Source organism: Halomonas beimenensis (assembly GCF_002549795.1).
Taxonomy (GTDB): domain Bacteria; phylum Pseudomonadota; class Gammaproteobacteria; order Pseudomonadales; family Halomonadaceae; genus Halomonas; species Halomonas beimenensis.
The window spans coordinates 1,234,398-1,259,695 of sequence record NZ_CP021435.1 but is presented as its reverse complement, the minus strand read 5'-3'; the positions used below and the strand labels follow the sequence as shown (position 1 = coordinate 1,259,695).

Sequence of the window (25,298 nt, the reverse complement as noted above, 5' to 3'; positions counted from 1 at the left end):
GCGCCCCCTCTTGCCTCCGTCAGGGACGGATCAGTGGATATCGCGCCAGTACTCGCGCTTGAGCAGGTAGGCGATGACCCCGAAGATGAAGATGAAGATCAGCACCTTGGGCCCCAGCGCCTGGGCGTGCAGCTTGGACGGCTCGCCGACGTAGGCCAGGAAGTTGGTCAGGTCGTAGACCGCCTCCTCGAACTCCTCCGGCTCCATCTCCCCCGGCTGGGTGACCTGCAGGGTCTCGCAGGACTGGTACTTGCCGGTGAGCGGGTCCAGCTCGGCGCCTTCGATGGGATGATCGGAGGCGGCACAGACCTTCTCCTGCAGCCCCTGAAGCGGCTCCAGCACGTTGGGCATGGCCACCAGCGGGAAGACCTTGTTGTTCACGCCGGTGGGCCGCGTGGGATCCTTGTAGAAGCTCAGCAGGTAGGAGTAGATCCAGTCCGTGCCCCGCAGGCGCGCCTCCAGGGTCAGGTCCGGCGGCGCGGCGCCGAACCAGTTCTCGCCATCGTCGCTGGCCATGGCATTGTGCATCTGGTCATTGAAGCCCAGCTCGGAGGCGAAGATCAGGTTGTCCTCCACCAGGTCCTGGGGCATGTCCAGATCCTCGGCCGCCCGCGCGAAGCGCTGGTGCTCGAGGGAATGGCAGCCCATGCAGTAGTTCACGAACAGCTTCATGCCGTTCTGCAGCGACGCCTTGTCATGAAGGTCCGGGTTCATCTCCTGCAGATGGGCGCCACCGCCGCCGGCGGCGAACCCAGCCATCGGCACCAGCGCGAACAGCAGTGCGAACAGTTGCTTTTTCATTAGCCAGTCACCCTTTCCGGAACGGGTTTGGTCTTCTCCAGCCGGGTGTAGAACGGCATCAGCAGGAAGAAGGCGAAATAGACGGCGGTGCAGACCTGGGCCAGGATGGTGCGCCCCTCGGTGGCCGGCAGAACCCCGAGCACGCCCAGGATGACGAAGCTCACGGCGAACAGCGCCAGCATCACCTTGGAGATCCAGCCCTTGTAGCGCATGGAGCGGACCGGACTGCGGTCGAGCCAGGGCAGCACGAAGAGCACCGCGATGGCCGCGCCCATGCAGACCACGCCGAGGAACTTGGCGTCGAGGCCGAACAGCGAGAAGGTGATGGCCCGCAGGATGGCGTAGAAGGGCGTGAAGTACCACACCGGCGCGATATGGTCCGGGGTCTTCAGCGGGTTGGCCGGCTCGAAGTTGGGCTTCTCGATGAAGTAGCCGCCACCCTCGGGGAAGTAGAAGACCACCACGCTGAACACGAACAGGAAGACGGCGACGCCGACCAGGTCCTTCACCGTGTAATAGGGATGGAAGGGAATGCCGTCCAGCGGCTTGCCGGTCTCGTCCTTCTTCTTCTTGATGTCGATGCCGTCGGGGTTGTTGGAGCCGACCTCGTGCAGGGCGATGATGTGCAGGACCACCAGCGCCAGGATCACGATGGGCAGCGCCACCACGTGCAGGGCGAAGAAGCGGTTCAGGGTGATGCCGGAGATCAGGAAGTCGCCCCGCACCCACTGGGCCAGGTCCGGCCCGATGCCGGGAATGGCGGAGAACAGCGAGATGATGACCTGGGCACCCCAGTAGGACATCTGGCCCCAGGGCAGCAGGTAGCCCATGAAGGCCTCGGCCATCAGCGCCAGGTAGATCGTCATCCCGAAGATCCACACCAGTTCCCGTGGCGCCTTGTAGGAGCCGTAGAGCAGGCCGCGGAACATGTGCAGGTAGACCACCACGAAGAACGCCGAGGCGCCGGTGGTGTGCATGTAGCGGATCAGCCACCCCCACTCCACGTCACGCATGATGTACTCGACCGAGGCGAAGGCGCCCTCGGCCGAGGGGTTGAAGCTCATGGTCAGCCAGACGCCGGTGAGGATCTGGTTGACCAGCACCAGCAGGGCCAGGGAGCCGAAGAAGTACCAGAAGTTGAAGTTCTTCGGCGCATAGTACTTGGACAGGTGATCCTGCCACATCTGGGTCGCGGGGAAGCGGTCATCGACCCAGCGCATGATCCCGCTCTCCGCCTTGGCCTTGTTCGGATTACCCATCAGGCAGTCTCCTTATCTTCGCCGACGACGATGACGTCGTCGCTCTCGAAGCGGTACGGGGGCACCTCGAGGTTGATCGGGGCGGGGACGTTGCGGAACACCCGGCCGGCCAGGTCGAACCGCGACCCATGGCAGGGGCAGAAGAAGCCGCCCGGCCAGTCCTCGACCCCGACGCCCTCGGCATTGGGCTCGGGCTTGAACAGCGGTGAGCACCCCAGATGGGTGCAGATCCCGATGAGCACGCCGATCTCCGGCTTGATGGAACGCAGGGGGCCATCGATGTAGCCGGGCTGCTGCGGGGTGGTGGAATCGGGGTCGGTCAGGCGATCCTCACCCAGCGCCTCGGTACGCTCGATCATCTCGGGCGTGCGGTTGAGGATCCAGATCGGCCGGCCTCGCCACTCGACGGTCATGCGCTGCCCAGGCTCGAGCTTGGACACGTCGGCCTTGACGGGTGCACCCGCCGCCCTTGCCCTGGCACTGGGCTGCCAGGAAGCCACAAAGGGAACCGCAACCCCGACAGCGCCCGCCGCTCCTACGACGGTGGTGGCGCCTACGAGGAAACGGCGCCGCCCTTTGTTCACGCCGTTGTCTGCCATCTTCAGGTTTCTCCCATCAACTTACCCGCTGTCCATCACGAGCGTCCGGACGGCCCGCGACCACGGATTTACAAATGCGCTATATGGTAAAAAAACGGATCGTTCCGCACAAGGACAAGCCCCTGCCCCTGGGCGTCAACTTGGCTTCAAATCCTTGACCCGGAACAAAAAACGCCCAGGTCCTGGGACCCGGGCGTCTGAAGTCGTAGCGACCGCCGCGCGTTAACGCTTGGAGAACTGCGGACGACGACGGGCCTTGCGCAGGCCGACCTTCTTACGCTCGACCTCGCGGGCATCGCGGGTGACGTAGCCGGCTTCGCGCAGGGGTCGGCGGAAGTCCTCGTTGTACTCCATCAGGGCACGGGTGATGCCGTGACGGATGGCGCCGGCCTGGGCGCTGCCGCCGCCACCCTTGACGGTGACGTAGACGTCGAACTGACCCAGGGTGTCGGTCAGCTCGAGGGGCTGACGCACCACCATCCGGCCGGTGACACGGCCGAAATAGTCGTTCAGATCACGGCTGTTGACGGTGATCTTGCCGGTGCCCGGCTTCAGGAAGACGCGGGCGGTAGAGGTCTTGCGGCGACCGGTACCGTAATACTGCTGTGACATGGCGAAGACTCCCTCAGATGTTCAGTTCTTGCGGCTGCTGGGCGGCGTGCGGGTGTTCGGTGCCGGCGTAGACCTTGAGCTTGGAGTACATGGCACGACCCAGCGGGCCCTTCGGGAGCATGCCCTTGACCGCGGATTCGATGACACGCTCGGGGGCGTGAGCGATCATCTTCTCGAAGTTCATGGAGCGCAGGCCACCCGGGTAGCCGGTGTGGCGATAGTAGTTCTTGGCGCTGGCCTTGTTGCCGGTGACCTTCACCTTCTCGGCGTTGATCACGACGATGTAGTCGCCGGTGTCGACGTGCGGGGTGTATTCCGGCTTGTGCTTGCCGCGCAGGCGACGCGCGATCTCGGTGGCCAGGCGGCCGAGGGTCTTGTCCGCAGCGTCGACGACGTACCAGTCGCGCTGGACGGACTGCGGCTTGGCAGTGAACGTCTTCATGGGTGAATCACCAAATCGATGTATTGGGCCCTTCCCCGTCGGCGCGGTTCGGACCATCCCTATTCTTCTTGGTTGCCGTCGGGAGACGGCAACGGTCGAGCGAGCGCGCATTCTACACGACCCGTCCCGGGCAAGGCAACGCCGCGCGCAAGCTGGAAGCTGGAAGCTGGAAGCTGGAAGCTGGAAGCTGGAAGCTGGAAGCTGGAAGCTGGAAGCTGGAAGTCAGCATGTGCCCTCCAGCCCCTGAGTCAAAGTGGTTTTCTTCAAGCTTCCAGCTTACGGCCGCGAAGCGGACGATCTTCCAGCTCCCGGCGAAGCCGGGGACTTCCAGCTTCCTGGCGCGAAGCGCCGCTCTTCAAGCTTCAAGCTGCTGATCCGGCCGGCTCCGCCGGCCGGATCAGGGCTTGTGCGGCAGCGCCAGGTACTCGTGGGACTGCATCTCCTGCAGCCGTGACAGGGTGCGCTGGAACTCGAACTCCAGCTTGCCGTCGCGATAGAGCGCTTCCGCCGGCGCTTCGGCGGACATCAGCAGCTTGACGCCGCGATCGTAGAATTCGTCGACCATGTTGATGAAGCGCCGCGCCTGGTCGTCCGTGGCGCCGTCCATGCAGGGCACGTTGGAGACCAGCACGCTATGGTACTCCCGAGCGAGCTCGATGTAGTCGTTCTGGCTGCGCGGCCCGTCGCAGAGCTCCCGGAACTCGAACCACACCACGTCGTCATGCAGCCGGCGACTGTGGAGCACTCGGCGATTGATCTCGATGGGGGCATCGGCCTCGCCCTCGTGGCCGGCGATCTCGCGAAAGCTCCGGGCCAGCTCGGCCTCCGCCGCCGCATCCAGCGGCGCGTGGAAGATCTCTGCCCGCTCGAGGGCACGCAACCGATAGTCGATGCCGGAGTCCACGTTGACCACTTCGCAATGGCGCTCGATCAGGTCGATGGCCGGGAGGAAGCGTGCTCGCTGCAGGCCGTCCTTGTAGAGCTCGGCCGGCACGATGTTGGAGGTGGCCACCAGCACCACGCCGCGGGCGAACAGCGCCTCGAGCAGGTTGGCGAGGATCATGGCGTCGGTGATGTCCTTGACGAAGAACTCGTCGAAGCAGATCACCCGGGCCTCGGCGGCGAACTTGTCCGCCACCAGGGTCAGGGGGTTGCGCTCCCCCTTGTAATGCTCCAGCTCGTTGTGGACCCGCTGCATGAAGCGGTGGAAGTGGGTGCGGATCTTCTCCGGGAAGGGCAGCGCCTCGAAGAAGGTATCCACCAGGTAGGTCTTGCCGCGCCCCACCCCGCCCCAGAAATAGAGGCCGGACACCGGCGGCATGGCCGGGGTGTCGTCGGCCGGGCGCTTGCCGAACAGGCCCGCCACCCGGGACTTGAGTCCCTTGCCGCCGCCCGAAGGCCGCCCGGCGGGCGCCGGCATGGCCACCAATTCGTCGAAGAGGCGCTGGAGATGCTCGACCGCCCGCTCCTGGGCCGGGTCGAACTGGAAGTCATCCCGCTCGAGATCGGCACGATAGCGGGCCATCGGCGTGGTCGGCTGGCGGGGGGCGGCACTCGGCATCCTGGGGCTCTCGCTCGTCGACATGGGCGGGCGACCTGTCCTCGGCATCCATCGAAGGGAGGCATTATACGCACCGGGGCGCCGCTTCGCATCGCCGGGGCGCCGTTGACCGCGCCATCGGCCTCGGCCCTATAATGGGCCGCCGGCCCCGCCCGGCACGCGGCACCGGACTCCGGGCCGACCGACAGCTCAGGGAGATAGACGTGGAAGAAAGCAACATCAACTGGGTGCTGGCCGCCGCCTGCCTGCTGGCCGGCGTGGGCATCGGCGCCCTGGGCTACCACCTGCTCAACGCCGGTGCTCGCAATGCGCAGAAACTCCGCCAGCGCCTCGCCGAGCGCGACCGCCAGCTGACCGAGCTGCGCGACGGCATCGGCGACAGGATCGAGCGGCTCGACGGCCTCGCCGATAGCCTGGCCCGCGACGGCCAGGCCCTGCAGCGGGAGCTGGCCGACGCCTCTGCCGATCTGGGCAAGGGCCGGTCCCGGCGGCCCGAGCTCACCCCGACGTCCGAGGCCGGGAAGGAAGAGGATGAGGTCGCCGCTCCGCGGGATTATGCCGACGGCAACCGCGGCACCCTCTCCGAGGACTTCGGCCTCAAGTCCGGCGAGACCGCCCCGCAACCGCCGCGCTACTGATCCCGGCCGGCGCCCCGCTCGGGCGCCGCCCTCCCCCGACTCAGGCCGGATTGTCGATGTCCACGAAGCGATGCTCGACGCCGAACGCCTCGACCAGCCAGCCGCCTAGTGCCTGGACCCCGTAGCGCTCCGTGGCGTGATGCCCCGCCGCCAGGTAGTGGATACCCAGCTCCCTGGCCAGGTGGGTGGTGCGCTCGGAGATCTCCCCGGAGATGAAGGCATCGGCACCGGCCGCCGCGGCCTGGACGATCATGTCCTGGGCGCCCCCCGTGCACCAGGCCACGCGACGGATCTCGCCGACGCCCGGCGCCTCGATCAGCAGGGGCTCGCGCGCCAGGCGCTCGCCGACGTGGGCCGCGAGGCCACGGGCACTCATCGGGGCAGGCGGCGCCCCCAGCCAGACCAGGCCCTCGCCGAGCTCGCCATCCGCACAGCCCTCCGCGCGGAACCCCAGCCGCTCGCCCAGGGTGGCGTTGTTGCCCAGGCGGGGATGGGCATCCAGCGGCAGGTGGTAGGCCAGCAGGCCGATATCGTGGGCCAGCAGGGCCGCCAGGCGGCGTCGCTTCATGCCGGTGATCTCGACGGGCTCGTTCTTCCAGAAGTACCCGTGGTGCACCAGCAGCAGGTCGGCCTTCCAGGCCACCGCCTCGTCGACCAGCGCCTGGCAGGCCGTCACGCCGCTCATCACCCGCCGGACGTGCGGTCGCCCTTCGACCTGCAGGCCGTTGGCGGTGTAGTCCTTGAAACGCTCGGGAGCCAGCAGCCGATCACAGGCCGCCACCAGTTCCTGGGATGTGGTCATGTCTCCTCCGGACGAAATCACAAGGCAATGTTACAATCCGGCCATTCTAGCCGGCCGGCCCCGCCCGCGACCACGCATCACCGAGAAGGAAGCCCGCCGCATGCGACGCGCCCTCCCCTACCTCTGGCCCATCCTGATCGGCCTGCTGCTGGCCATCGCGCTGCTCAACGCCTTCCCCCAGCTCATGGGGCGCCGGGCGGCGCCGCCCGACGCCCCCGTCCAGCCGACCCGAGAGGCCCCGGCGCAGGTCACCCGGCCCTCGCCGGAGCTGCGCCAGGCCGCGCCGCTGAATCGCGACCAGGGCCCCGTCAGCTACGCCCAGGCGGTGGCCAGGGCCGCCCCGGCGGTGGTCAACATCTACTCGTCCCGGGTGGTCGAGCGCGAATCCCATCCGCTGATGTCGGACCCCTTCTTCCGCCAGTTCTTCGGCGGCGACCTGCCCAGCCGACGCCGCATGCTGTCGAGCCTGGGCTCGGGCGTCATCGTCAGCGAGGACGGCTACGTGCTGACCAACCACCATGTCATCCGCGGCGCCGACCAGATCCAGGTCGCCCTGCGCGACGGCCGGGAAACCCTGGCCGAGGTGATCGGTACCGACCCGGAGAGCGACCTGGCGGTACTGCGCATCGAGATGGACTCGCTGCCGGTGATCGAGCTGGCCGACTCCAGCCGGGTGGCGATCGGCGACGTGACGCTGGCCATCGGCAACCCCTTCGGCGTCGGCCAGACCGTGACCATGGGGATCATCAGCGCCACCGGGCGCAGTCATCTGGGCCTCAATGCCTACGAGGACTTCATCCAGACCGATGCGGCCATCAACCCGGGCAATTCCGGCGGCGCCCTGGTCAACCCCGAGGGCGCCCTGGTCGGCATCAACACCGCCATCTTCTCCCGCTCCGGCGGCTCCCAGGGCATCGGCTTCGCCATCCCGGCCAACCTGGCCCGCAACATTCTCGAGGAACTCGTGACCCGGGGCCGCGTGGTGCGCGGTTGGCTGGGGGTCGAGGCCCAGGAACTCAATCCCGACCTCGCCGCCTCCTTCGGCCTCGAGGCCCCCGCCGGCGTGATCGTCTCGGGGGTGATCCCCGAGGGCCCGGCCGATCAGGCGGGCCTGCAGCCGGGGGACGTACTGCTCGAGGTGGACGGCCAGCCGATCCTCGACCCCCGCCAGACCATGAGCGACATCGCCGCGGTCCCGCCGGGGTCTCGCCTGCCGGTGACCGTGGTGCGCGGCGGCGAGACGCTGGAGGTGAGCATCGAGGTCGGGGAGCGCCCCACCCCGTCACGCCCGGCGCCGATCACCACCCCCTGACCCCCAACGACGACGGCCCCGCCAGGAGCGGGGCCGTCGGCGTTTCCGAGCCCGTCGGGCTCAGTCGCGGATGCGGTACTCCGCGCTGCGGGCATGGGCGGTCAACGACTCCCCCCGGGCCAGCACCGAGGCCGTGGGCCCCAGCCCGGAGGCGCCCTCCGCCGAGCACTCGATCAGCGAGGAGCGCTTCTGGAAATCGTAGACGCCCAGCGGCGAGGAGAAGCGCGCGGTCCCGGAGGTCGGCAGCACGTGATTGGGGCCGGCACAGTAGTCGCCCAGCGCCTCGGCGGTAAAGCGACCCATGAAGATGGCGCCGGCATGGCGCACCTCGGGAAGCCAGGCCTCGGGATCGGCCACGGAGAGCTCCAGGTGCTCGGGCGCGATGCGGTTGAGCAGTGCCACCGCCTCGGCACGATCCCGGCAATGGATCAGGGCTCCGCGCTCGGCGAGCGAGGTGCGAATGATCGCCTCCCGCTCCATGGTCGGCAGCAGGCGGGCCATGGAGGCCGCCACCGCCTCCAGGTGAGCGTCGTCCCAGCTCACCAGGATCGACTGGGCGTCCTCGTCGTGCTCGGCCTGGGAGAAGAGGTCCATGGCCAGCCAGTCCGGGTCCGTGCCACCGTCGGAGATCACCAGGATCTCGGAGGGGCCGGCGATCATGTCGATCCCCACCTGGCCGAACACCGCCCGCTTGGCGGTGGCCACGTAGATGTTGCCGGGACCGACGATCTTGTCCACCCGGGGCACGGTCTCGGTACCATAGGCCAGGGCCGCCACCGCCTGGGCCCCGCCGACGGTGAAGACGTGATCGACGCCGGCCAGGTGGGCGGCGGCCAGCACCAGCTCGTTGAGCACCCCGTCCGGCGTCGGCACCACCATGACGATCTCGCCGACGCCCGCCACGTGGGCAGGCAAGGCGTTCATCAGCACCGAGGAGGGGTAGGCGGCCTTGCCGCCGGGCACGTAGATGCCGGCGCGATCCAGGGGGGTGACCTGCTGGCCGAGGCGGGTGCCGTCGGCCTCGGTGTAGGACCAGGACTCGGGCTTCTGGTGCTCGTGATAGCGCCGGACGCGATCCGCGGCGGTGGCCAGCGCCTGGCGCTGGGCCTCGGGCAGGCCCTCGAAGGCCTGGCGCAGGCGCTCCGGCCCCAGGGTCAGCTCGGCCATGCTCGATACCGAGAGGCGGTCGAAGCGGTTGCTGTACTCGACCAGGGCGGCGTCGCCCCGGGTCCTGACCGCCTCGAGGATCTCGGCGACGCGATGCTGGACCTCGTCGTCGGAGACGCCTTCCCAGGCCAGCAGGGCCTCGAGACGGTCGGCGAAATCGGCGTCCGCGGTGGACAGGCGGGCGATGTCGAGGGCGCCGGGGGAAGCCTCACTCATGGCAGTGTCATCCTCTCGCAGGGTTGGGACTCAGGCCGGAGCCTGCACCCGGCGCCGCTCTACCGCCTCGCGCAGGCGGGCGATGAGCGGCTTCAGGCGCTCGTGCTTCATGGTCATGGCGGCCTTGTTGACCACCAGTCGCGTGGTGACCGGCGCGATCAACTCCCGGGGCTCCATGCCGTTGGCTCGCAGGGTATTGCCGGTATCGACGATGTCGACGATCTCGTCGGCCAGGTTCATCAGCGGGGCCAGCTCCATGGCGCCGTAGAGCTTGATCACCTCGGCCTGGATGCCCTGCTCGGCATAGTAGCGCTTGGCCACGTTGACGAACTTGGTGGCCACCCGGCGCCGGGCCCGGGCCGGCTCGGCGCCCCGGATGCCCGCGGTCATCAGCTTGCACGCGGCGATCTCCAGGTCCAGGGGCTCGTAGAGGCCCTCGGCGCCGTGCTCGAGCAGCACGTCCTTGCCGGCCACGCCGACATCGGCGGCACCGAGCTGCACGTAGGTCGGCACGTCGGTGGCCCGGATCACCACCAGCTTGACGTCCGGCAGGTTGGTCTCGAACAGGAGCTTGCGGCTGGCCCCCAGATCCTCGGCGGGCGTGATGCCGGCCTCGGCCAGCAGCGGCAGGGTCTCGTCGAGAATGCGGCCCTTGGACAGGGCCAGAATCAGTTGCTTGCTCATGGTCTCGCCTGTTGTCGGCTCAGCCCGGGATGCGCCGTATCCTGGCCCCCAGCAGCTGCAGCTTTTCCTCGATGCACTCGTAGCCGCGGTCGATGTGGTAGATGCGGTCGACCAGGGTCTCGCCCTCGGCCATCATCGCCGCGATCACCAACGACGCCGAGGCGCGCAGGTCGGTGGCCATCACCGGGGCACCGGAGAGCGTCTCGACCCCGGTGACCACGGCGGTGTTGCCCTCCAGGGCGATGCGAGCGCCCATCCGATTGAGTTCCTGGACGTGCATGAAGCGATTCTCGAAGATCGTCTCGACCACCCGGGCGGTGCCTTCGGCCACGGCGTTCAGGGCCACGAACTGGGCCTGCATGTCGGTGGGGAAGGCGGGATAGGGCGCGGTGCGCACGTTGACCGCCTTCGGCCGCTTGCCGTGCATGTCGAGCGCGATAAAGCCCTCGCCGGTGGTGATGGTGGCGCCGGCCTCCTCCAGCTTGGCGAGGACCGCCTCGAGGATATCGGCCCGGGTGTTGCGCACCTTGACCCGCCCCCGGGACAGGGCCGAGGCGACCAGGAAGGTGCCGGTCTCGATGCGATCGGGCATGACGTCATGCTCGGCACCATGGAGGCGCTCGACGCCCTCGACCACGATGGTGTCGGTGCCATGGCCGCGGATCCGGGCGCCCATCTTGATCAGGCACTCCGCCAGGTCGACGACCTCGGGCTCACGGGCGGCATTCTCCAGCACCGTGGTGCCCTCCGCCAGGGCGGCGGCCATCAGCAGGTTCTCGGTGCCGGTGACGGTGACCGTGTCGAAGAAGATGGTCGCGCCCTTCAGGCGGCCGTCCACCCGGGCGCGGATGTAGCCGCCTTCGACGCGGATCTCCGCCCCCATCGCCTCGAGTCCGCGAATGTGCAGATCGACCGGCCGGGAGCCGATGGCGCAGCCACCGGGCAGCGAGACATCGGCATGGCCGTGGTGCGCCAGCAGCGGGCCGAGCACCAGGATGGAGGCGCGCATCTTCTTGACCAGCTCGTAGGGGGCGTGACAGTCCCGCACCTGGGAGCCGTCGAGCTGGATGCTCATGTGCTCGCCCATCACCGCCTGCACCCCCATGTGGCCGAGCAGCTCGAGGGTGGTGGTGATGTCCTGCAGGTGAGGCAGGTTCCGGATGGTCACCGGCTCGTCGGCCAGCAGGGTGGCGCAGAGGATCGGCAGGGCGGCGTTCTTGGCGCCACTGGCCCAGACCTCGCCGTCGACGGGGCCGTTGCCGGTAATGATCAGCTTGTCCATGGATGCTCGAGCCTCAGGCCCCCTTGTTCTCTGGCGCGGTCTGCCACTGCTCGGGGGTATAGGTCCGGATGGTCACGGCGTGCAGGGCCCCGGAGGCGATCTCCTCGGACAGGGCGCCATAGATCAGCTGCTGGCGCTTGACCCGGGAGAGCCCCTCGAAGACGTCCCCCACGGCGACCACCTGGAAGTCGCAGCCCTCGCCCTGGATATGGAATTCGCAGCCGTCGAGTCGGCTCTCGAGCAGCGCCTTGACTTCACTGGGATGCATCGAACCCTCGCTTGAATCGGTTGATCGGTGAACGCCCCATCGCTGGCGATGGCGCATGACTGGACCCGCCATGGTAAAGAAATGCGCCGCACTTGGCGACGTGCGCGTTGGCGACGTGCGCGTTGGCGACGTGCGCGTTGGCGACGTGCGCGGAACCCCTCGCCCCTCGAGCCTCGCTCCTACCCCTCACGCCTCGGCGGACTCGGCAGGCGCCTCCACGGGCAACAGCGTATCCAGGCCGGCGACCCGGGTCAGCCGGGCCAAGGGGGTCGAGAGGCGCACCTGCTCCAGCTCGACCCCCTGGGCCCGGGTCTGGCGAGTCCATTCGAGCAATACGCTGATCGCCGCACTGCTGACTCGACCGACCCCGCTGAGATCGAAGGTCACGCGCTCGCCGGAAGACCGGCTCGCCAGCCAGCTCCGCCCGGCCGCGGCCATGGCCGCGGCGCCGTCGAAATCCACCTCGCCGGACACCACCAGGGCGCCATCGACGGCCTCGAGACGATTGGCACCGTTCTCGAGCAGCACGCTCATGCCTCGCCGCCCTGCTCCAGCTCCTCGACCTCGAGCTCGGGCGCCCAGCCGTCGATCACGGCGTCGTAGTCCCGGTTCTGGTCACGCATGGCCTGATCGAACTGGTTACGGAAGGTCAGTCCCAGGTTGATGCCGTTGACGATGACGTTCACCACCCGCCACTGGCCGTCATCGAGCCGCAGGGTGTAACTCACCGGGTAGACGGTGCCGTCGTTGGCAACGATCTCCATGGCCACGCTGGCCTGGTCCTCGTAGCGCGCCGCCTCCTGGCTGTCGAGCACCCGCACCTCGCGGTAGTCGAAGGTCACCAGCCCCTTGGCATAGGTGTCGATCAGGGTCTGGCGGAAGGTATCGACGAAGCGTGAGCGCTGCGCGGGCGTCGCGTTGCGGAAGTAACGCCCCATGACGCTGGCGCCGATGTAGCGGAAATCGGCCACGTCGGCGAGGCTCTCGTCGACGATGGCCTCGAGCTCCCGGGGGTGCTCGGAGAAATAGGCCTCGCGTCCTTCGATGCGCGCCATCAGTTCATCGACGCTGTTCCGGATCAGCTGTTCGGGTGACGGCCCCTGGGCCAGGGCCGGCAACGCCGCCAGCATCAGGGCCAGGGTCGTCAGCACCCCGAGCAGGCGGGGCAAGGGGGGATTCGCGGTCATCGTTCTCACTCCTTGACCATGTTGGACACGAACTGCTGGATGAGCTCCTCCAGCACCAGGGCGGACTGGGTATCGCGGATGCGGTCGCCGTTCTCCAGCGTCTCGGGAGCCCCGCCCACCGAGAGCCCGATGTACTGCTCGCCGAGCAGCCCGGAGGTCAGGATGGCCGCGGTGCTGTCTTCGGGTAACGCCCCTGCCAGCTCGCCGTCGAGTTCCATGACCACCCGGGCATCATACCACTCGGTGTCCAGCGCGATGCTCTCGACTCTCCCCACGGTGACCCCGGCCATGGTGACCCGGGCCCGGGGCTTGAGGCCGCCCACGTTGGCGAAGTTGGCTTCCAGCCGGAAACTGTCGCCGGGGGGCGTCAGGCTCAGGCCACTGACCCGCAGGGCGAGAAACAGCAACCCCAGGATCCCGGCCAGCATGAACAGGCCGACGCCCAGCTCCATCGTCTTGCTGCGCTTCATTCCATGTCTCCAAGCATCACGAAAGCTCACCGAACATCAGGGCGGTGAGCACGAAGTCCAGCCCCAGCACCGCCAGCGACGCGTACACCACGGTGCGGGTGGTGGCCCGGGAGATCCCCTCCGAGGTGGGCACCAGGGCATACCCCTGGTAGACCGCGATCCAGGTGACCACCAGGGCGAATACCAGGCTCTTGATCAGGCCATTGAGCACATCGTCGGCGAACTCGACGCTGGCCTGCATGTTGCCCCAGTAGGAGCCCTCGAAGACGCCGAGCCACTGGACGCCGACCAGCTGCCCACCCCAGATCCCGATCACCCCGAAGCCGATGGTCAACAGCGGCAGGGCCACGAAACCCGCCCAGAGCCGCGGGGCCACCACCCGCCGAAGGGGATCGACGCCGATCATCTCCATGCTGGTGAGCTGTTCGGTGGCCTTCATCAGGCCGATCTCGGCGGTCAGCGCCGACCCCGCCCGGCCGGCGAACAGCAACGCCGCCACCACCGGTGCCAGCTCGCGCAGCAGCGAGAGAGCCACCATCTGGCCGAGGGCATCCTCGGCCCCGAAGTCGACCAGGATGGTGTACCCCTGCAGGCCCAGCACCATGCCGATGAACAGCCCCGAGACCAGCACGATGGCCAGCGACATCACCCCCACGAAGTGCATCTGGCGCACCCACAACCAGAGCCCCTCGCGGGACGGCACACCGACGGCGGCCTGGATCAGGAAGATGGCGGCACGTCCCAGCCCCTCGGTGACCTCGCAGCCCGACCGCCCCAGGCGTCGAATGAGCGCGATCATCGCGGCCCCCCCGTGCCCAGCAGGTCCGCATGAAAATCCACGGCGGGGTAATGGAAGGGCACCGGACCATCCGGTTCGCCGTGGATGAACTGGCTGACCCGTGGGTCGCGATCCACGTCCAGGCTGCCGGGAGTGCCATGGGCCATCACGACCCCGTCGGCGATCACGTACACATAGTCGGCGATGGACAGGGTCTCCTTGATGTCGTGGGACACCACCACGGAGGTGAGTCCCAGGGCGTCGTTGAGACGACGGATCAGCTGCACCAGCACGCCCATGGAGATGGGATCCTGCCCGACGAAGGGCTCGTCATAGAGGATCAGGTCGGGGTCCAGGGCGATCGCCCGCGCCAGGGCGACGCGCCGCGCCATGCCGCCGGACAGCTCCGACGGCATCAACTCGCGGGCGCCGCGCAGCCCCACCGCCTGCAGCTTCATCAACACCAGATCGCGAATCATCGCCTCGGGCAGGTCGGTATGCACCCGCAGCGGAAAGGCGACGTTCTCGAAGACATCGAGGTCCGAGAACAGGGCACCGCTCTGGAACAGCATGCCCATGCGGCGACGCAGCCGGAACAGCGCCTTGCGCGAGAGGGCGTGCACCTCTTCGCCGGCGATCCGCACCCGGCCCGCGTCGGGGGCCAGCTGGCCACCGATCAGCTTGAGCAAGGTCGTCTTGCCGGTACCGCTGGGCCCCATGATGGCCGTGATCTTGCCACGGGGCACTTGCATGTCGATGCCGCGGAAGATCTCCATCTCTCCGCGGGAGAAGTGCAGGCCCTCCACTTCGACGAGGGGGGAGTCGGTCATCCGTTGGCTTCCCTGGTAAATTATCGAACATCGTATCCTAACCGCGTCCCGGGGCGCCACCGCCGGTGCAGCCGGGCTTGCGCGGACGGGACGCAGCAGGTTCAATGGGCGCCCTTTCGGCCACCGGACCCCCTAACGACCATGCTGGTTCCCACCCTGATCGTGATCGTCGGCTTCGTTGGACTGCTGTGGAGCGCCGACCGCTTCGTCGGGGCCGCCGCCGCCACCGCCCGGCAGGCGGGGATGAGCACCCTGCTGGTGGGCATGACCATCGTGTCGCTCGGCACCTCGGCCCCCGAGATCGTCGTCTCGATCATGGCGGCCCTGGATGGCGTGCCCGACCTCGCCATCGGCAACGCCCTGGGCTCCAACATCGCCAACATCGGCCTGGTGCTGGGCATCACCGCCCTGGTGGTGCCGATCCCGGTGCGGTTTTCCATCGTGCGCAAGGAGCTGCCCCTGCTGCTCGGCGCCACCGGCCTGGCCGGCTACGCGCTGGCCAACGGCCACCTGGATCGCTGGGACGGTGCCCTGCTGGTGGCCATGCTGGTTTTCAGCCTGTGGTGGCTGTTCCGGGCCGACGCGCCGGACCTGGATGGCGAGGGCGAGATCCCCGAGATGGCCCTGGGTCACGCCCTGGGCTGGCTCGCCCTGACCCTGGCGATCATGGTCGCCAGCTCGCGGGCCCTGGTCTGGGGCGCCAGCGAGCTGGCCCTGGCGCTGGGCATCAGCGAACTGGTCATCGGCCTGACCGTGGTGGCCATCGGCACCAGCCTGCCGGAGCTGGCCGCCTGCGTGGCCAGCGCCCTCAAGCGCCATCATGACCTGGCGATCGGCAATGTCATCGGCTCGAACCTCTTCAACATGCTGGCCGTGCTGGCGGTGCCCGCGCTGCTGAGCCCCGGGGCCACCGACCCGGCGGCGGCCGCGCGGGACTACCCGGTGATGCTGGTGCTGACCCTCGCCCTGGGCATGCTGCTGCTGTGGCAGCGCCGGGGGCGACTCAACCGACTGCCGGGGGCCCTCTTCGCCCTCGGCTATGCCGGCTACCTGGGCTGGCTGGCCGGCCTGTCGACCGTCCCCGCCTCCTGAGGGCACTCCCCCTTGAGCCCAACCCCGCGACAGGCAACAATCACCGCCATGACCGACGCAACCTCTCCCTCCAGCGAGCTGCTGGCCAGCGCCGCCCGCACCCTGACCCTGGAACAGCAGGCCATCGCCGCGCTGATCGAACGCCTGGACGGCGATTTCGAGCGCGCCTGCGAGTTGATCCTGGCCTGCCGCGGCCGGGTCGTGGTGACCGGCATGGGCAAGTCCGGCCATGTCGCCGGCAAGATCGCCGCCACCCTGGCCAGCACCGGCACTCCCGCCTTCTTCGTCCACCCCGGCGAGGCCAGCCACGGAGACCTGGGCATGATCACCCCGGGCGACGTGGTGCTGGCCCTGTCGAATTCCGGCGAGACCGCCGAGGTGACGGCCCTGCTGCCACTGCTCAAGCGGCTGGGCACGCCGCTGATCAGCATGACCGGCCGCCCCGGCTCGACCCTGGCCCGCCACGCCGAGGCCCACCTGGACGCCGGCGTCGAACGCGAGGCCTGCCCCCTGGACCTGGCGCCGACCTCGTCCACGACCGCCGCCCTGGCGCTGGGCGACGCCCTGGCCGTGGCCCTGCTGGAGTGTCGCGGCTTCACCGCCGAAGACTTCGCCCTCTCCCATCCGGGAGGCAGCCTCGGCAAGCGGCTGCTGCTCAAGGTCTCGGACCTGATGCACAGCGGCGACCGTCTGCCCCGAGTCGCGCTGGGCAGCCCCCTGCGCGACGCCCTGCTGGAGATCACCCGCCAGGGGCTGGGCTTCACCTGCGTGATCGACGATGCCGGACGCCTGGCCGGGGTCTACACCGATGGCGACCTTCGCCGCACCCTGGACCAACACAGCGACCTCTCGGGACTGACGGTGGACCGGGTCATGACCGTGCCCGGCAAGCGGGTCGCTCCCGACACCCTGGCCGCCGAGGCGGTCCGCCTCATGGAAGACAACCGCATCACGGCGCTGGCCGTGGTGGACGATGACGGCCACCCGGTCGGCGCCCTACACATGCACGACCTGCTGGCCAGCGGCGTGATCTGACCAAGGAGACCCCCATGACACTCGATGCCCCCCCGATGGCCGCGGAGCTGGTCGACCGCCTGCGGCGCATCCGCCTGCTGGCCATGGACGTGGACGGCGTGCTCACCGACGGCCGGCTCTACTTCCAGTCCGATGGCGGCGAGATCAAGGCCTTCCACACCCTGGACGGGCATGGCATCAAGCTGCTGCAACGCGCCGGCGTCGAGGTCGCGCTGATCACCGGCCGCGACTCCCCCATGGTCAGCCGCCGAGCCGCGGCACTGGGCATCCGCCACCTCTTCCAGGGCATCGAGAAGAAGCTGCCCACCCTGCGCCAGCTTTGTGCCCGGCTCGACCTGGACCTCGATCAGGTGGCCTATTGCGGCGACGACATGCCCGACGTCGCGGCCATCCGTCAGGCCGGGGTCGGCATCAGCGTCCCGGGCGCGCCGGACTACATCCGCCAGTACGCCGACTGGGTCACCGAACGCGAGGGCGGTTTCGGCGCGGTGCGCGAGATCTGCGACACCCTGCTTCGGGTCCAGGGCCACTGGGACGCCGTGCTGGACACCTACCTCCACGGCAAGGCCTGACACCGTGGGACGGTTCCGGCCCGGCTTCCGTACCTGGCTCACGGCCCTGCTGCGCGAGCTCGGGGTCGGCCTGGCGATGCTCGACACACGGGATGGCGATCGTCCGGGGCCGATCCCCCGCGACACCGCCGGCGAGCCGGACTACTACCTGGAAGACGTGCGGCTGACCCGCTTCGACGCCGAGGGCGCCCCTCACCAGCGCCTGACCACGCCGCGCCTGGTCCACACGCCCGTGGACGACGTCACCCGCCTGACCGCCCCGAACGCCCGGCTGCGCGACGACGCGGACCGCCTGTGGCTCGCCTCGGCCGAGCGGGGCCGACTCGGCCCGGGCGGCACCCCCCTGGTGCTCGAGGGCGAGGCCCGGTTGACGGCGCCCGAGGAACGCTTGCGGCTGGATACCGAACGGCTTCACTACGACGCCGACACGGCCCATGCCTGGAGTGATGTCCCGGCCCGACTCAGCCAGCCTCCCCAATGGATGCGGGGGGAGCGCTTCGACGCCTGGCTCGATGACAATCGCGTCAGGCTGACCGACAATGTGCGCGGCCACCATCCGCCGGACACTCAGGAGGACCCCGAGTCATGACGCGACCGTCTCTCGCCGCGCTGCTGGCGCTGTCGCTCGCCGCCACGCTGGCCTCCCCGGCCCTGGCCCTGGAAGGCGACGCCGGCGCCCCGGTCCAGGTGGAGGCCGATCGCCTCGAGCTGGACGACCGAGCCGGCACCGCCGTCTACCAGGGCGACGTGCGCATCCAGCAGGGCAGCCTGCGGCTGACCGGCGAGCGGGTCGAGATCCGTCGCAACGACGCCGGCCAGCTGACTCGGGCCACCGCCATCGGCGAGCGTGCCTACCTCGAGCAGAAGCCCGCCCCGGACCAGCCGCTGGTTCAGGCCTGGGGACGCACCGTGATCTACCACGTCGCCGAACGCCGCATCGAGCTGATCGACCGTGCCGAGCTGCACCAGGGCGGCGATACCTTCGACGGCGGCTACCTGGAGTACTTCCTCGACCGGCGGGTGGTCCAGGCCCGCGCCGAGGCCGAGGGTGTCGACGAACGCCAGCGGGTTCGCATGACCCTCGAACCGGAACGGCAGGACGGCCCATGAAGACGCTCAGCGCCCGACACCTGGCCAAGAGCTACAAGCGCCGCCGGGTGGTCCACGACATCAGCCTGGAGATCCGCCAGGGGCGCATCGTCGGCCTGCTCGGGCCCAACGGGGCCGGCAAGACCACCTCCTTCTACATGATCGTCGGCCTGGTGCGGGCCGATGCCGGCCGCGTCGCCATCGACGACCGCGACCTCTCCGGGGCCGCCATGCACGAGCGCGCCCGAGCCGGCATCGGCTACCTCCCCCAGGAGGCCTCGATCTTCCGCAAGCTCTCGGTGGCCGACAATATCCTGGCCATCCTCGAGACCCGGCGCGACTTGGATCGTGCCGGCCGCCGGGCTCGCCTGGAGCGGCTGCTGGAGGACTTCCACATCACCCATATCCGCGACAACCCGGGCATGAGCCTGTCCGGCGGCGAGCGGCGACGCGTGGAGATCGCCCGGGCGCTGGCCACCGAGCCGGACTTCATTCTGCTCGACGAGCCCTTCGCCGGCGTCGACCCCATCTCGGTAGGCGAGATCAAGGGCATCATCCGCCAGCTCAAGGCGCGGGAAATCGGCGTGTTGATCACCGACCACAACGTTCGCGAGACCCTGGACATCTGCGACGGCGCCTACATCGTCGGCGACGGCCAGATCATCGCCGAGGGCGATGCCGAGGCGATCCTGGCCAACCAGAAGGTTCGCGATGTCTACCTGGGACAGGACTTTCGCCTCTGACCCACTTCGCAAGCCACTGATATCCTGTCGCCGTAACGCGACGGGCACGCCCCTTGCCGTTGGCACGCTAATTGCTAGAAAACGACTTGCACCCGTCGCCTCCCGGGACTAGGGTAGGGGCTTCTTCGCCCGAGGAGGAGTGGATACGGCCATGGCCATGAAGGCATCCCTGCAACTCCGCGTCGGTACCCAGCTGACCATGACGCCGCAGCTGCAACAGGCGATCGGCCTGCTGCAGCTTTCCACGCTCGACCTGCGGCAGGAGATCCAGCAGGCCCTGGAAGCCAATCCCATGCTGGAGCTGGAGGACGATTTCGGCGAACAGGCCGTGGGCGAAACGCCGGAGGATGACTGGGCCGACGAGATCCCCGACGAGCTGTCCGTGGACAGCGACTGGTCCGACACCTTCCAGGACGCCGGGACCGGAACCGGCGGCGAAGCCCCCGACTTCGAGCGCCAGGCCGGCGGCCAGAGCCTGCAGAGCCACCTAGCCTGGCAACTGGCCATGAGCGAGCTCGACGAACGGGAGAGCCGCATCGCCGAGAGCCTGATCGACGCCGTCAACCCCGACGGCTACCTGGATCAGCCGCTGGAGGAGATCCGCCAGGGCCTGAGGGCTCAGGGCCTCGAGGGTCTGACCAGCCGCGAGATGGAGGCCCTGCTGCTGCGCCTGCAGCGCTTCGAGCCGACGGGCGTCTTCGCCCGGGACCTTCGCGAATGCCTGCTGCTCCAGCTCGCCGCCCTCCCCGAGGGCATGCCCCTGCTGCCCCAGGCCCGACGCCTGGTGCGCCAGTTCCTCGAAGCCCTGGCCGGCGACGACCGTCGCCTGCTCAAGCGCCGCCAGGGGCTCGACGACGCGACCCTGGACCGGGTCATCGCCCTGATCCGCGGGCTCGACCCACGCCCCGGCAGCGCCTTCTCGAGCGGCGACAGCGATTACGTGATCCCCGACCTGGTGGTCCGGCACACCCCCGGCGGCTGGCGGGTCGAACTCAACCCCGAGGCCCTGCCGCGGCTGCGTATCCAGCCGGACTACGCGGCCCTGATTCGCCGCGCGGACAAGAGCGAGGACAACCAGTTCCTCAAGGACCACCTGCAGGAGGCTCGTTGGCTGCTCAAGAGCCTGTCGAGCCGCAACGACACCCTGCTGCGGGTCGGGCGCGAGGTCATGAGTCGCCAGCGCGATTTCCTCGAACGTGGCGAGGAAGCCATGAAGCCCCTGGTGCTGGCCGACATCGCCCAGGTCGTGGAGATGCACGAGTCGACCATTTCCCGGGTCACCACCCAGAAGTTCATCCATACCCCACGGGGGGTCTTCGAGCTCAAGTACTTCTTCTCGAGCCAGGTCGGGGGCGGCGAGGACGCCCACTCCAGCACGGCGATCCGCGCCCGAATCCGCAAGCTGATCCAGGACGAGCCGCCACGCAAGCCGCTCTCGGACAGCAAGCTCGTCGAACGACTCGCCGAGGAAGGGATCGAGGTCGCCCGACGCACCGTGGCCAAGTATCGCGAGGCCATGCAGATCCCCTCTTCCAGCCAGCGAAAGCGCCTGCGCTGACCCCGGTCAAGCGACAGCGTTGAATACGCCGGAACGCGCCCGGGACGGGGGGTTTGCATGGCCCCAAAAAGGGTTACAATCGAGTCACCACCCAAGGAGCAAGGAGCGTGTCATGCAAGTCAACCTCACCGGGCACCATGTGGAACTGACCGACCCCCTGCGTGACTACGTGCAGGAGAAGCTCGCTCGGCTCGAACGCCATTACGACAACATCACCACCGTACAAGTCACGCTCTCCGTGGAGAAGGAGCGCCAGCAGGCCGCCTGCACCCTGCACGCCGCCGGCGCCGACCTGCATGCCGAGGCGATGGACGGCGACATGTATGCCGCCATCGACGCCCTTGCCGACAAGCTGGACCGCCAGCTGGTCAAGCACAAGGAAAAGACCCAGGCCCGCGCCCAGGGCGCCGCCGGCGTCCGTTAAGCCGCCATGTCACTGGAAACCATCCTGCCCCCCGAGCGCACCCTCTTCGGGGTGCCCGGGGGCAGCAAGAAACGGGTGCTGGAATTCTTCAGCACCTTCATCGCCCAGAACACCCCGAGCCTCGACAGCCAGGAAGTCTTCAGCCGACTGATCGGGCGGGAACGGCTGGGCAGTACCGGCATCGGGCATGGCGTGGCCATTCCCCATGCCCGCAACCCCCACTGCAAGGGTCCCGTCGCCGGCTTCCTCAAGCTGGCCGAGCCGGTGGACTTCGATGCCATCGACGGCGAACCCGTGGACCTGGTCTTCGTGCTGCTGGTCCCCGAGGAGGCCGACGACGCCCACCTCGCCCTGCTCGGTCAGGTGGCCGGCGTCATGAACGATGCCGAGACCCGCAGTGCGCTGCGCCGCGCCACCAGCCAGCGGGAGCTCCACGACTGCCTCATCCAGGCGATCCGACGACTGGCGCCGGCCGACGGCCGCGGTTGAGCCTTGGGCTCGCCCCCGACCAGGAGACCCAGACCCGTCATGCAGCTCGTCATCATCAGCGGACGTTCCGGTTCGGGAAAGTCGATCGCGCTGCAGGCCCTCGAGGACCTCGGCTATTACGCCATCGACAATCTCCCGGCCATGCTGCTGGGGCCGCTGGTGGACGAGCTGCGGAGCGGCCAGTCGCTGCGCAGCGCCATCGCGGTGAGTATCGACGCCCGTAACCTGCCTCACGCCCTGGAACGCTTCCCGGCGCTGCTCGAGGACGTTCGGGCGCGGGGCATCCGCTGTCAGGTGATCTACCTGACCACCGACGCCCGCATCCTCCTGGAGCGCTACTCGGCCACCCGCCGCCGCCACCCGCTGACCCGTGACAGCGAGATGACCCTGGCCGAGGCGATCGATCGCGAGGAGGAGGCCCTGGCCGAGATCCGCGATCTCGCCGACCTGCTGATCGATACCTCCCGCCTTTCGGTGCACGACCTGCGCGGCCGCATCACCGACCAGGTGGCCGGCCACCACCGCGAGGGCCTGACCCTGACCGTGGAATCCTTCGGCTTCAAGCGCGGCGTCCCCCTGGATGCCGATATCGTCTTCGATGCCCGCTGCCTGCCGAATCCCTACTGGGACCCCCAGCTGCGCGACGCCACGGGACGCGATGCCAGCGTCATCGCCTTCCTGGAGGGCTACCCCATGGTCGCCGAGATGGAGGCCGACATCCTCGCCTGGGTCGAGCGCTGGCTGCCTCGCTATCAGGCCAGCCAGCGCAGCTACCTCACCGTGGCGATCGGCTGCACCGGGGGCCAGCATCGTTCCACCTACCTGGCCGAGCGCCTGGCCCACCGCCTGGCCGAGACCCGCGCCGGCGTCCGCCTGCGCCATCGGGAGCTTGGCCTGCAACGCAACCTGCCCGCCCCGAACGCCGACGAGGAACGCTGAGACGTGGCCAGACGCAAGCTCACCCTGACCAACAAGCGCGGCCTGCATGCCCGAGCCGCCACCCGCCTGGTGCAATGCTGCCAGCCCTTCGCGTCGCGGGTCACCGTCTACCATGGCAATCAGCAGGCCGATGCGGCCAACATCATGTCGCTGTTGATGCTCGCCGCCCCCTGCGGCACCGAACTCACCCTCGAGGCAGAGGGCGAGGACGGCGAGGAAGTCCTGGATGCCCTGGAGGAGCTGTTCGAGGCCCGGTTCGACGAGGAAGCCTGACAGCCGCAAGCCGCAAGCCGCAAGCCGCAAGCCGCAAGCCGCAAGCCGCAAGCCGCAAGCCGCAAGCCGCAAGCCCAAGAGGTTGTCACTGGCTGGGCCAGTGACAACGGTTTTTCTTACGGCTTATAGCGGGTAGCGGGCGAAGCCCGGCTTAGCCGCCCGCGACCGTCATCTCATCGATCAGCCAGCTGCCGGTGTGGATGCTGCCCCGGGTGTCGGTGTCGTCGCCGACGCCGACCAGCCCCTGGAACATGGCCTCCAGGTTGCCGGCGATGGTGAACTCCTCCACCGGGTGCTGGATCCGGCCGTTTTCCACCCAGAAGCCCGCCGCGCCCCGGGAGTAGTCCCCGGTGACGCCGTTGACGCCCTGCCCCATCAGCTCGGTGACCACGACGCCGCGATCGAGCCGCGCGAGCAGCGCCTCGCGGCTCTCCAGCGGCGCGGCGAGACGCAGGTTGCGGGCCCCGCCGGCGTTGCCGGTGGTTTCCATGCCCAGCCGCCGGGCGCTGTAGGCGGAGAGCAGGTAGCTGGCCAGGCGCCCCTGGTCGATGAAGACGTTCTCCCGGGTCGCCACGCCGTCGTTGTCGAAGGGGCTGCTGGCCATGCCGCCCACCAGCCGGGGCTTCTCCTGCAGGCTGAACCACGCCGGGAAGAGCGTCTCGCCCAGGCGGTCGCAGAGGAAGGAGGATTGCCGGTAGAGCGCGCCCCCAGCGATGGCGCCGAGCAGGTGGCCGATCAGCCCGGAGGCCAGGGTCGGGTCGAAGAGCACCGGCATCCGGCCGGTGGCCGGTCGCCGGGCGCCGAGGCGACGCAGGGTGCGCCGGGCGGCGCTCTCGCCCACCGCTTCGGGCGCCAGCAGTTCACGGGGGTCGCGGGCGCTGGTGTAGTCATAGTCCCGCTGCATGCCGCCCTCGTCCTCGGCGATCAGCATGCAGGACAGCGAATGGCGGCTGCCGCGCTGGCTGCCCAGGAAGCCGTGGCTGTTGGCGTAGACCCTGACCCCCTCGCCGCTGGACAGGCCCGCGCCGTCGGAACTCTTGATGCCCGGCATGCCGCGCCCGGCGGCCTCGCAGGCAAGGGCAATGTCGATCGCCTCCTCGGTGGACAGCGGCCAGGGGTGGTGGACGTCCAGGTCCGGCAACTCCCGGGCCATCAGTTCGGCGGGAGCGAGCCCCGCCGCCGGGTCCTCGCCGGTGTGGCGGGCGATGGCCAGGGCCTTTTCCACCACGTCACGGATCGAGGCCTCGGAGGCATCCGTGGAGGAGGCGCTGCCCTTGCGTTGCCCGACATAGACGGTCACCGCGATGCCCTGATCCCGGGACAGCTCGACGGTCTCGACCTCTCCTTCGCGGACGTTGACGCCCACCCCCTGGTCGACGCTGGCGCCCACCTCGCAGGCATCGGCGCCCAGCCGGCGCGCCAGCGCCAGGGCCGCCTCGGCACGGGTTTCCAGCAGCGACTGCTGGGCGGCGGCATCGAAAGCCTGTGTCATCGTCTTGACTCCTCCGTCGACCGGCCCGAGGGCCGATGCATAACACCTTGTCGATTGGCCAGCCCGCCGCGACGGACTGGTATACTGGGCCGATTCCCACGACCGATGGACGCGGCATGACCCAGGATGATTTCCCTTCCGCCGACGAGCGGCCCAGCAAGTCCCAGCGCAAGCGCGAGATGCACGCGCTCCAGGCCCTCGGCGAGCGGCTCATCGCCATGAACGAGGCCGAGCGGGCCCGCTTCCCGCTCTCCGACGACCTTCTCGCGGCCATCGCCGAGACCGACCGCATCCGCGCCCGGGAGGCCCGCCGCCGGCACATGCAATACGTCGGCAAGCTGATGCGCCGCGAGGACCTCGAGGGCATCCAGGCGGTGTTCGACGAGCTCGACCAGGAGAAGCTGCGCCGGGACCACGCCTTCCACCGACTGGAGCAGTGGCGCGACCGCCTGATCGAACAGGGCGATGACGCCGTGGCGCCGTTCATCGCCGAGTTCCCCGACGTGGACCGCCAGGCCCTGCGCCAGCTGATCCGCAACGCCCGTCGCGAACGCGACCAGGGCAAGCCCCCCACCAACGCCCGCCGGCTGTTCAAGCTGATCCGCGATACCGCCGGACTGTAGGGCGGATAAGCGAGCCTGCGAGCGCATCCGCCAGCTCCTCGGTGGATGCGCTGACGCTTAT

31 protein-coding genes are annotated in these 25,298 nt (G+C 68.8%); 14 read left to right on the top strand and 17 right to left on the bottom strand.

Annotated features, from left to right (window positions below):
• Positions 1 to 30 precede the first annotated feature (30 nt).
• The 6 genes from BEI_RS05985 to zapE form a co-directional block, all read right to left on the bottom strand.
• Entirely contained in the window at positions 31 to 801 is a 771-nt protein-coding gene (locus BEI_RS05985; RefSeq protein WP_097788657.1) for a cytochrome c1, read from the bottom strand.
• A complete protein-coding gene (locus BEI_RS05980) occupies positions 801 to 2,060 on the bottom strand; it encodes a cytochrome b (RefSeq protein WP_097788656.1) in 1,260 nt (419 codons plus the stop codon). Before BEI_RS05980 ends, BEI_RS05985 begins: the two co-directional genes overlap by 1 nt.
• Entirely contained in the window at positions 2,060 to 2,659 is a 600-nt protein-coding gene (petA, locus tag BEI_RS05975) for a ubiquinol-cytochrome c reductase iron-sulfur subunit (protein WP_097788655.1), read from the bottom strand. The genes BEI_RS05980 and petA overlap by 1 nt, the downstream gene beginning before the upstream one ends.
• 222 nt (positions 2,660 to 2,881) lie before the next feature.
• Positions 2,882 to 3,271: a 30S ribosomal protein S9 gene (gene rpsI / locus BEI_RS05970; RefSeq protein ID WP_097788654.1), complete on the bottom strand. Its 390-nt coding sequence runs from the start codon at positions 3,269 to 3,271 to the stop codon at positions 2,882 to 2,884.
• A gap of 13 nt (positions 3,272 to 3,284) precedes the next feature.
• Entirely contained in the window at positions 3,285 to 3,713 is a 429-nt protein-coding gene (rplM, locus tag BEI_RS05965; RefSeq protein WP_097788653.1) for a 50S ribosomal protein L13, read from the bottom strand.
• Positions 3,714 to 4,110: 397 nt separating this feature from the next.
• Entirely contained in the window at positions 4,111 to 5,274 is a 1,164-nt protein-coding gene (zapE, locus tag BEI_RS05960; protein ID WP_097788652.1) for a cell division protein ZapE, read from the bottom strand.
• 203 nt (positions 5,275 to 5,477) lie between these two features.
• Here zapE and BEI_RS05955 point away from each other — a divergent pair, with 203 nt between their 5' ends.
• Complete coding sequence (locus tag BEI_RS05955; protein WP_193765165.1) at positions 5,478 to 5,912, top strand: Z-ring associated ZapG family protein; 435 nt, start codon at positions 5,478 to 5,480, stop codon at positions 5,910 to 5,912.
• Positions 5,913 to 5,952: 40 nt separating this feature from the next.
• Here the strand turns inward: BEI_RS05955 and BEI_RS05950 are convergent, their stop codons facing one another.
• The gene (locus tag BEI_RS05950) at positions 5,953 to 6,714 is read right to left on the bottom strand and encodes a Nif3-like dinuclear metal center hexameric protein (RefSeq protein WP_097788650.1); all 762 of its coding nucleotides are present in this window, start codon (positions 6,712 to 6,714) and stop codon (positions 5,953 to 5,955) included.
• A gap of 100 nt (positions 6,715 to 6,814) precedes the next feature.
• Here BEI_RS05950 and BEI_RS05945 point away from each other — a divergent pair, with 100 nt between their 5' ends.
• Complete coding sequence (locus BEI_RS05945; RefSeq protein ID WP_097788649.1) at positions 6,815 to 8,026, top strand: S1C family serine protease; 1,212 nt, start codon at positions 6,815 to 6,817, stop codon at positions 8,024 to 8,026.
• A 60-nt stretch (positions 8,027 to 8,086) separates the two neighbouring features.
• On the opposite strand, the gene hisD is transcribed toward BEI_RS05945, so the two are convergent.
• The 9 genes from hisD to BEI_RS05900 form a co-directional block, all read right to left on the bottom strand.
• Positions 8,087 to 9,409, bottom strand: coding sequence for a histidinol dehydrogenase (hisD, locus tag BEI_RS05940; protein WP_097788648.1), 1,323 nt, complete (start codon positions 9,407 to 9,409; stop codon positions 8,087 to 8,089).
• 30 nt (positions 9,410 to 9,439) lie between these two features.
• Positions 9,440 to 10,093 carry an ATP phosphoribosyltransferase gene (hisG, locus tag BEI_RS05935; protein ID WP_097788647.1) on the bottom strand — a complete coding sequence of 218 codons (654 nt, stop codon included), beginning with the start codon at positions 10,091 to 10,093 and terminating at the stop codon, positions 9,440 to 9,442.
• 19 nt (positions 10,094 to 10,112) lie between these two features.
• Entirely contained in the window at positions 10,113 to 11,375 is a 1,263-nt protein-coding gene (gene murA / locus BEI_RS05930; protein WP_097788646.1) for a UDP-N-acetylglucosamine 1-carboxyvinyltransferase, read from the bottom strand.
• A gap of 13 nt (positions 11,376 to 11,388) precedes the next feature.
• On the bottom strand, positions 11,389 to 11,643 hold the full coding sequence (locus BEI_RS05925; protein WP_097788645.1) for a BolA family protein: 255 nt from the start codon (positions 11,641 to 11,643) through the stop codon (positions 11,389 to 11,391).
• Positions 11,644 to 11,829: 186 nt separating this feature from the next.
• On the bottom strand, positions 11,830 to 12,177 hold the full coding sequence (locus BEI_RS05920) for an STAS domain-containing protein (RefSeq protein WP_097788644.1): 348 nt from the start codon (positions 12,175 to 12,177) through the stop codon (positions 11,830 to 11,832).
• Positions 12,174 to 12,830: an MlaC/ttg2D family ABC transporter substrate-binding protein gene (locus BEI_RS05915; RefSeq protein ID WP_097788643.1), complete on the bottom strand. Its 657-nt coding sequence runs from the start codon at positions 12,828 to 12,830 to the stop codon at positions 12,174 to 12,176. Before BEI_RS05915 ends, BEI_RS05920 begins: the two co-directional genes overlap by 4 nt.
• 5 nt (positions 12,831 to 12,835) lie before the next feature.
• Positions 12,836 to 13,300 carry an outer membrane lipid asymmetry maintenance protein MlaD gene (gene mlaD / locus BEI_RS05910; protein ID WP_097788642.1) on the bottom strand — a complete coding sequence of 155 codons (465 nt, stop codon included), beginning with the start codon at positions 13,298 to 13,300 and terminating at the stop codon, positions 12,836 to 12,838.
• 16 nt (positions 13,301 to 13,316) lie between these two features.
• A complete protein-coding gene (mlaE, locus tag BEI_RS05905; RefSeq protein ID WP_097788641.1) occupies positions 13,317 to 14,099 on the bottom strand; it encodes a lipid asymmetry maintenance ABC transporter permease subunit MlaE in 783 nt (260 codons plus the stop codon).
• The gene (locus BEI_RS05900; protein ID WP_097788640.1) at positions 14,096 to 14,908 is read right to left on the bottom strand and encodes an ATP-binding cassette domain-containing protein; all 813 of its coding nucleotides are present in this window, start codon (positions 14,906 to 14,908) and stop codon (positions 14,096 to 14,098) included. The genes mlaE and BEI_RS05900 overlap by 4 nt, the downstream gene beginning before the upstream one ends.
• Positions 14,909 to 15,049: 141 nt before the next feature.
• On the opposite strand from BEI_RS05900, the gene BEI_RS05895 reads away from it, so the two are divergent.
• The 11 genes from BEI_RS05895 (at position 15,050) to BEI_RS05845 (ending at position 23,122) form a co-directional block, all read left to right on the top strand.
• Complete coding sequence (locus BEI_RS05895) at positions 15,050 to 16,000, top strand: calcium/sodium antiporter (RefSeq protein WP_097788639.1); 951 nt, start codon at positions 15,050 to 15,052, stop codon at positions 15,998 to 16,000.
• Between the two features lie 48 nt (positions 16,001 to 16,048).
• On the top strand, positions 16,049 to 17,035 hold the full coding sequence (locus BEI_RS05890; RefSeq protein WP_097788638.1) for a KpsF/GutQ family sugar-phosphate isomerase: 987 nt from the start codon (positions 16,049 to 16,051) through the stop codon (positions 17,033 to 17,035).
• Positions 17,036 to 17,049: 14 nt separating this feature from the next.
• Entirely contained in the window at positions 17,050 to 17,607 is a 558-nt protein-coding gene (locus BEI_RS05885; protein WP_097788637.1) for a KdsC family phosphatase, read from the top strand.
• A 4-nt stretch (positions 17,608 to 17,611) separates the two neighbouring features.
• Positions 17,612 to 18,196 carry an LPS export ABC transporter periplasmic protein LptC gene (gene lptC / locus BEI_RS05880; protein ID WP_097788636.1) on the top strand — a complete coding sequence of 195 codons (585 nt, stop codon included), beginning with the start codon at positions 17,612 to 17,614 and terminating at the stop codon, positions 18,194 to 18,196.
• On the top strand, positions 18,193 to 18,717 hold the full coding sequence (gene lptA / locus BEI_RS05875; protein WP_097788635.1) for a lipopolysaccharide transport periplasmic protein LptA: 525 nt from the start codon (positions 18,193 to 18,195) through the stop codon (positions 18,715 to 18,717). The genes lptC and lptA overlap by 4 nt, the downstream gene beginning before the upstream one ends.
• Positions 18,714 to 19,439, top strand: coding sequence for an LPS export ABC transporter ATP-binding protein (gene lptB / locus BEI_RS05870; protein ID WP_097788634.1), 726 nt, complete (start codon positions 18,714 to 18,716; stop codon positions 19,437 to 19,439). Before lptA ends, lptB begins: the two co-directional genes overlap by 4 nt.
• A 151-nt stretch (positions 19,440 to 19,590) precedes the next feature.
• Positions 19,591 to 20,997, top strand: coding sequence for an RNA polymerase factor sigma-54 (locus BEI_RS05865; protein ID WP_097788633.1), 1,407 nt, complete (start codon positions 19,591 to 19,593; stop codon positions 20,995 to 20,997).
• A gap of 112 nt (positions 20,998 to 21,109) precedes the next feature.
• Positions 21,110 to 21,421, top strand: coding sequence for a ribosome hibernation-promoting factor, HPF/YfiA family (gene hpf, locus BEI_RS05860; RefSeq protein ID WP_097788632.1), 312 nt, complete (start codon positions 21,110 to 21,112; stop codon positions 21,419 to 21,421).
• Positions 21,422 to 21,427: 6 nt separating this feature from the next.
• Positions 21,428 to 21,910 carry a PTS sugar transporter subunit IIA gene (locus BEI_RS05855; RefSeq protein WP_097788631.1) on the top strand — a complete coding sequence of 161 codons (483 nt, stop codon included), beginning with the start codon at positions 21,428 to 21,430 and terminating at the stop codon, positions 21,908 to 21,910.
• Positions 21,911 to 21,949: 39 nt separating this feature from the next.
• Positions 21,950 to 22,849 (top strand): RNase adapter RapZ, encoded by a 900-nt coding sequence (gene rapZ / locus BEI_RS05850; RefSeq protein ID WP_097788630.1) that lies wholly within the window; start codon positions 21,950 to 21,952, stop codon positions 22,847 to 22,849.
• A 3-nt stretch (positions 22,850 to 22,852) separates the two neighbouring features.
• Positions 22,853 to 23,122 (top strand): HPr family phosphocarrier protein, encoded by a 270-nt coding sequence (locus BEI_RS05845; RefSeq protein ID WP_097788629.1) that lies wholly within the window; start codon positions 22,853 to 22,855, stop codon positions 23,120 to 23,122.
• 151 nt (positions 23,123 to 23,273) lie between these two features.
• Here the strand turns inward: BEI_RS05845 and pmbA are convergent, their stop codons facing one another.
• Positions 23,274 to 24,614, bottom strand: a complete 1,341-nt coding sequence (gene pmbA / locus BEI_RS05840; protein ID WP_097788628.1) for a metalloprotease PmbA — start codon at positions 24,612 to 24,614, stop codon at positions 23,274 to 23,276.
• 116 nt (positions 24,615 to 24,730) lie between these two features.
• On the opposite strand from pmbA, the gene yjgA reads away from it, so the two are divergent.
• Positions 24,731 to 25,237: a ribosome biogenesis factor YjgA gene (gene yjgA / locus BEI_RS05835; protein ID WP_097788627.1), complete on the top strand. Its 507-nt coding sequence runs from the start codon at positions 24,731 to 24,733 to the stop codon at positions 25,235 to 25,237.
• The last annotated feature ends 61 nt before the right edge of the window (positions 25,238 to 25,298 follow it).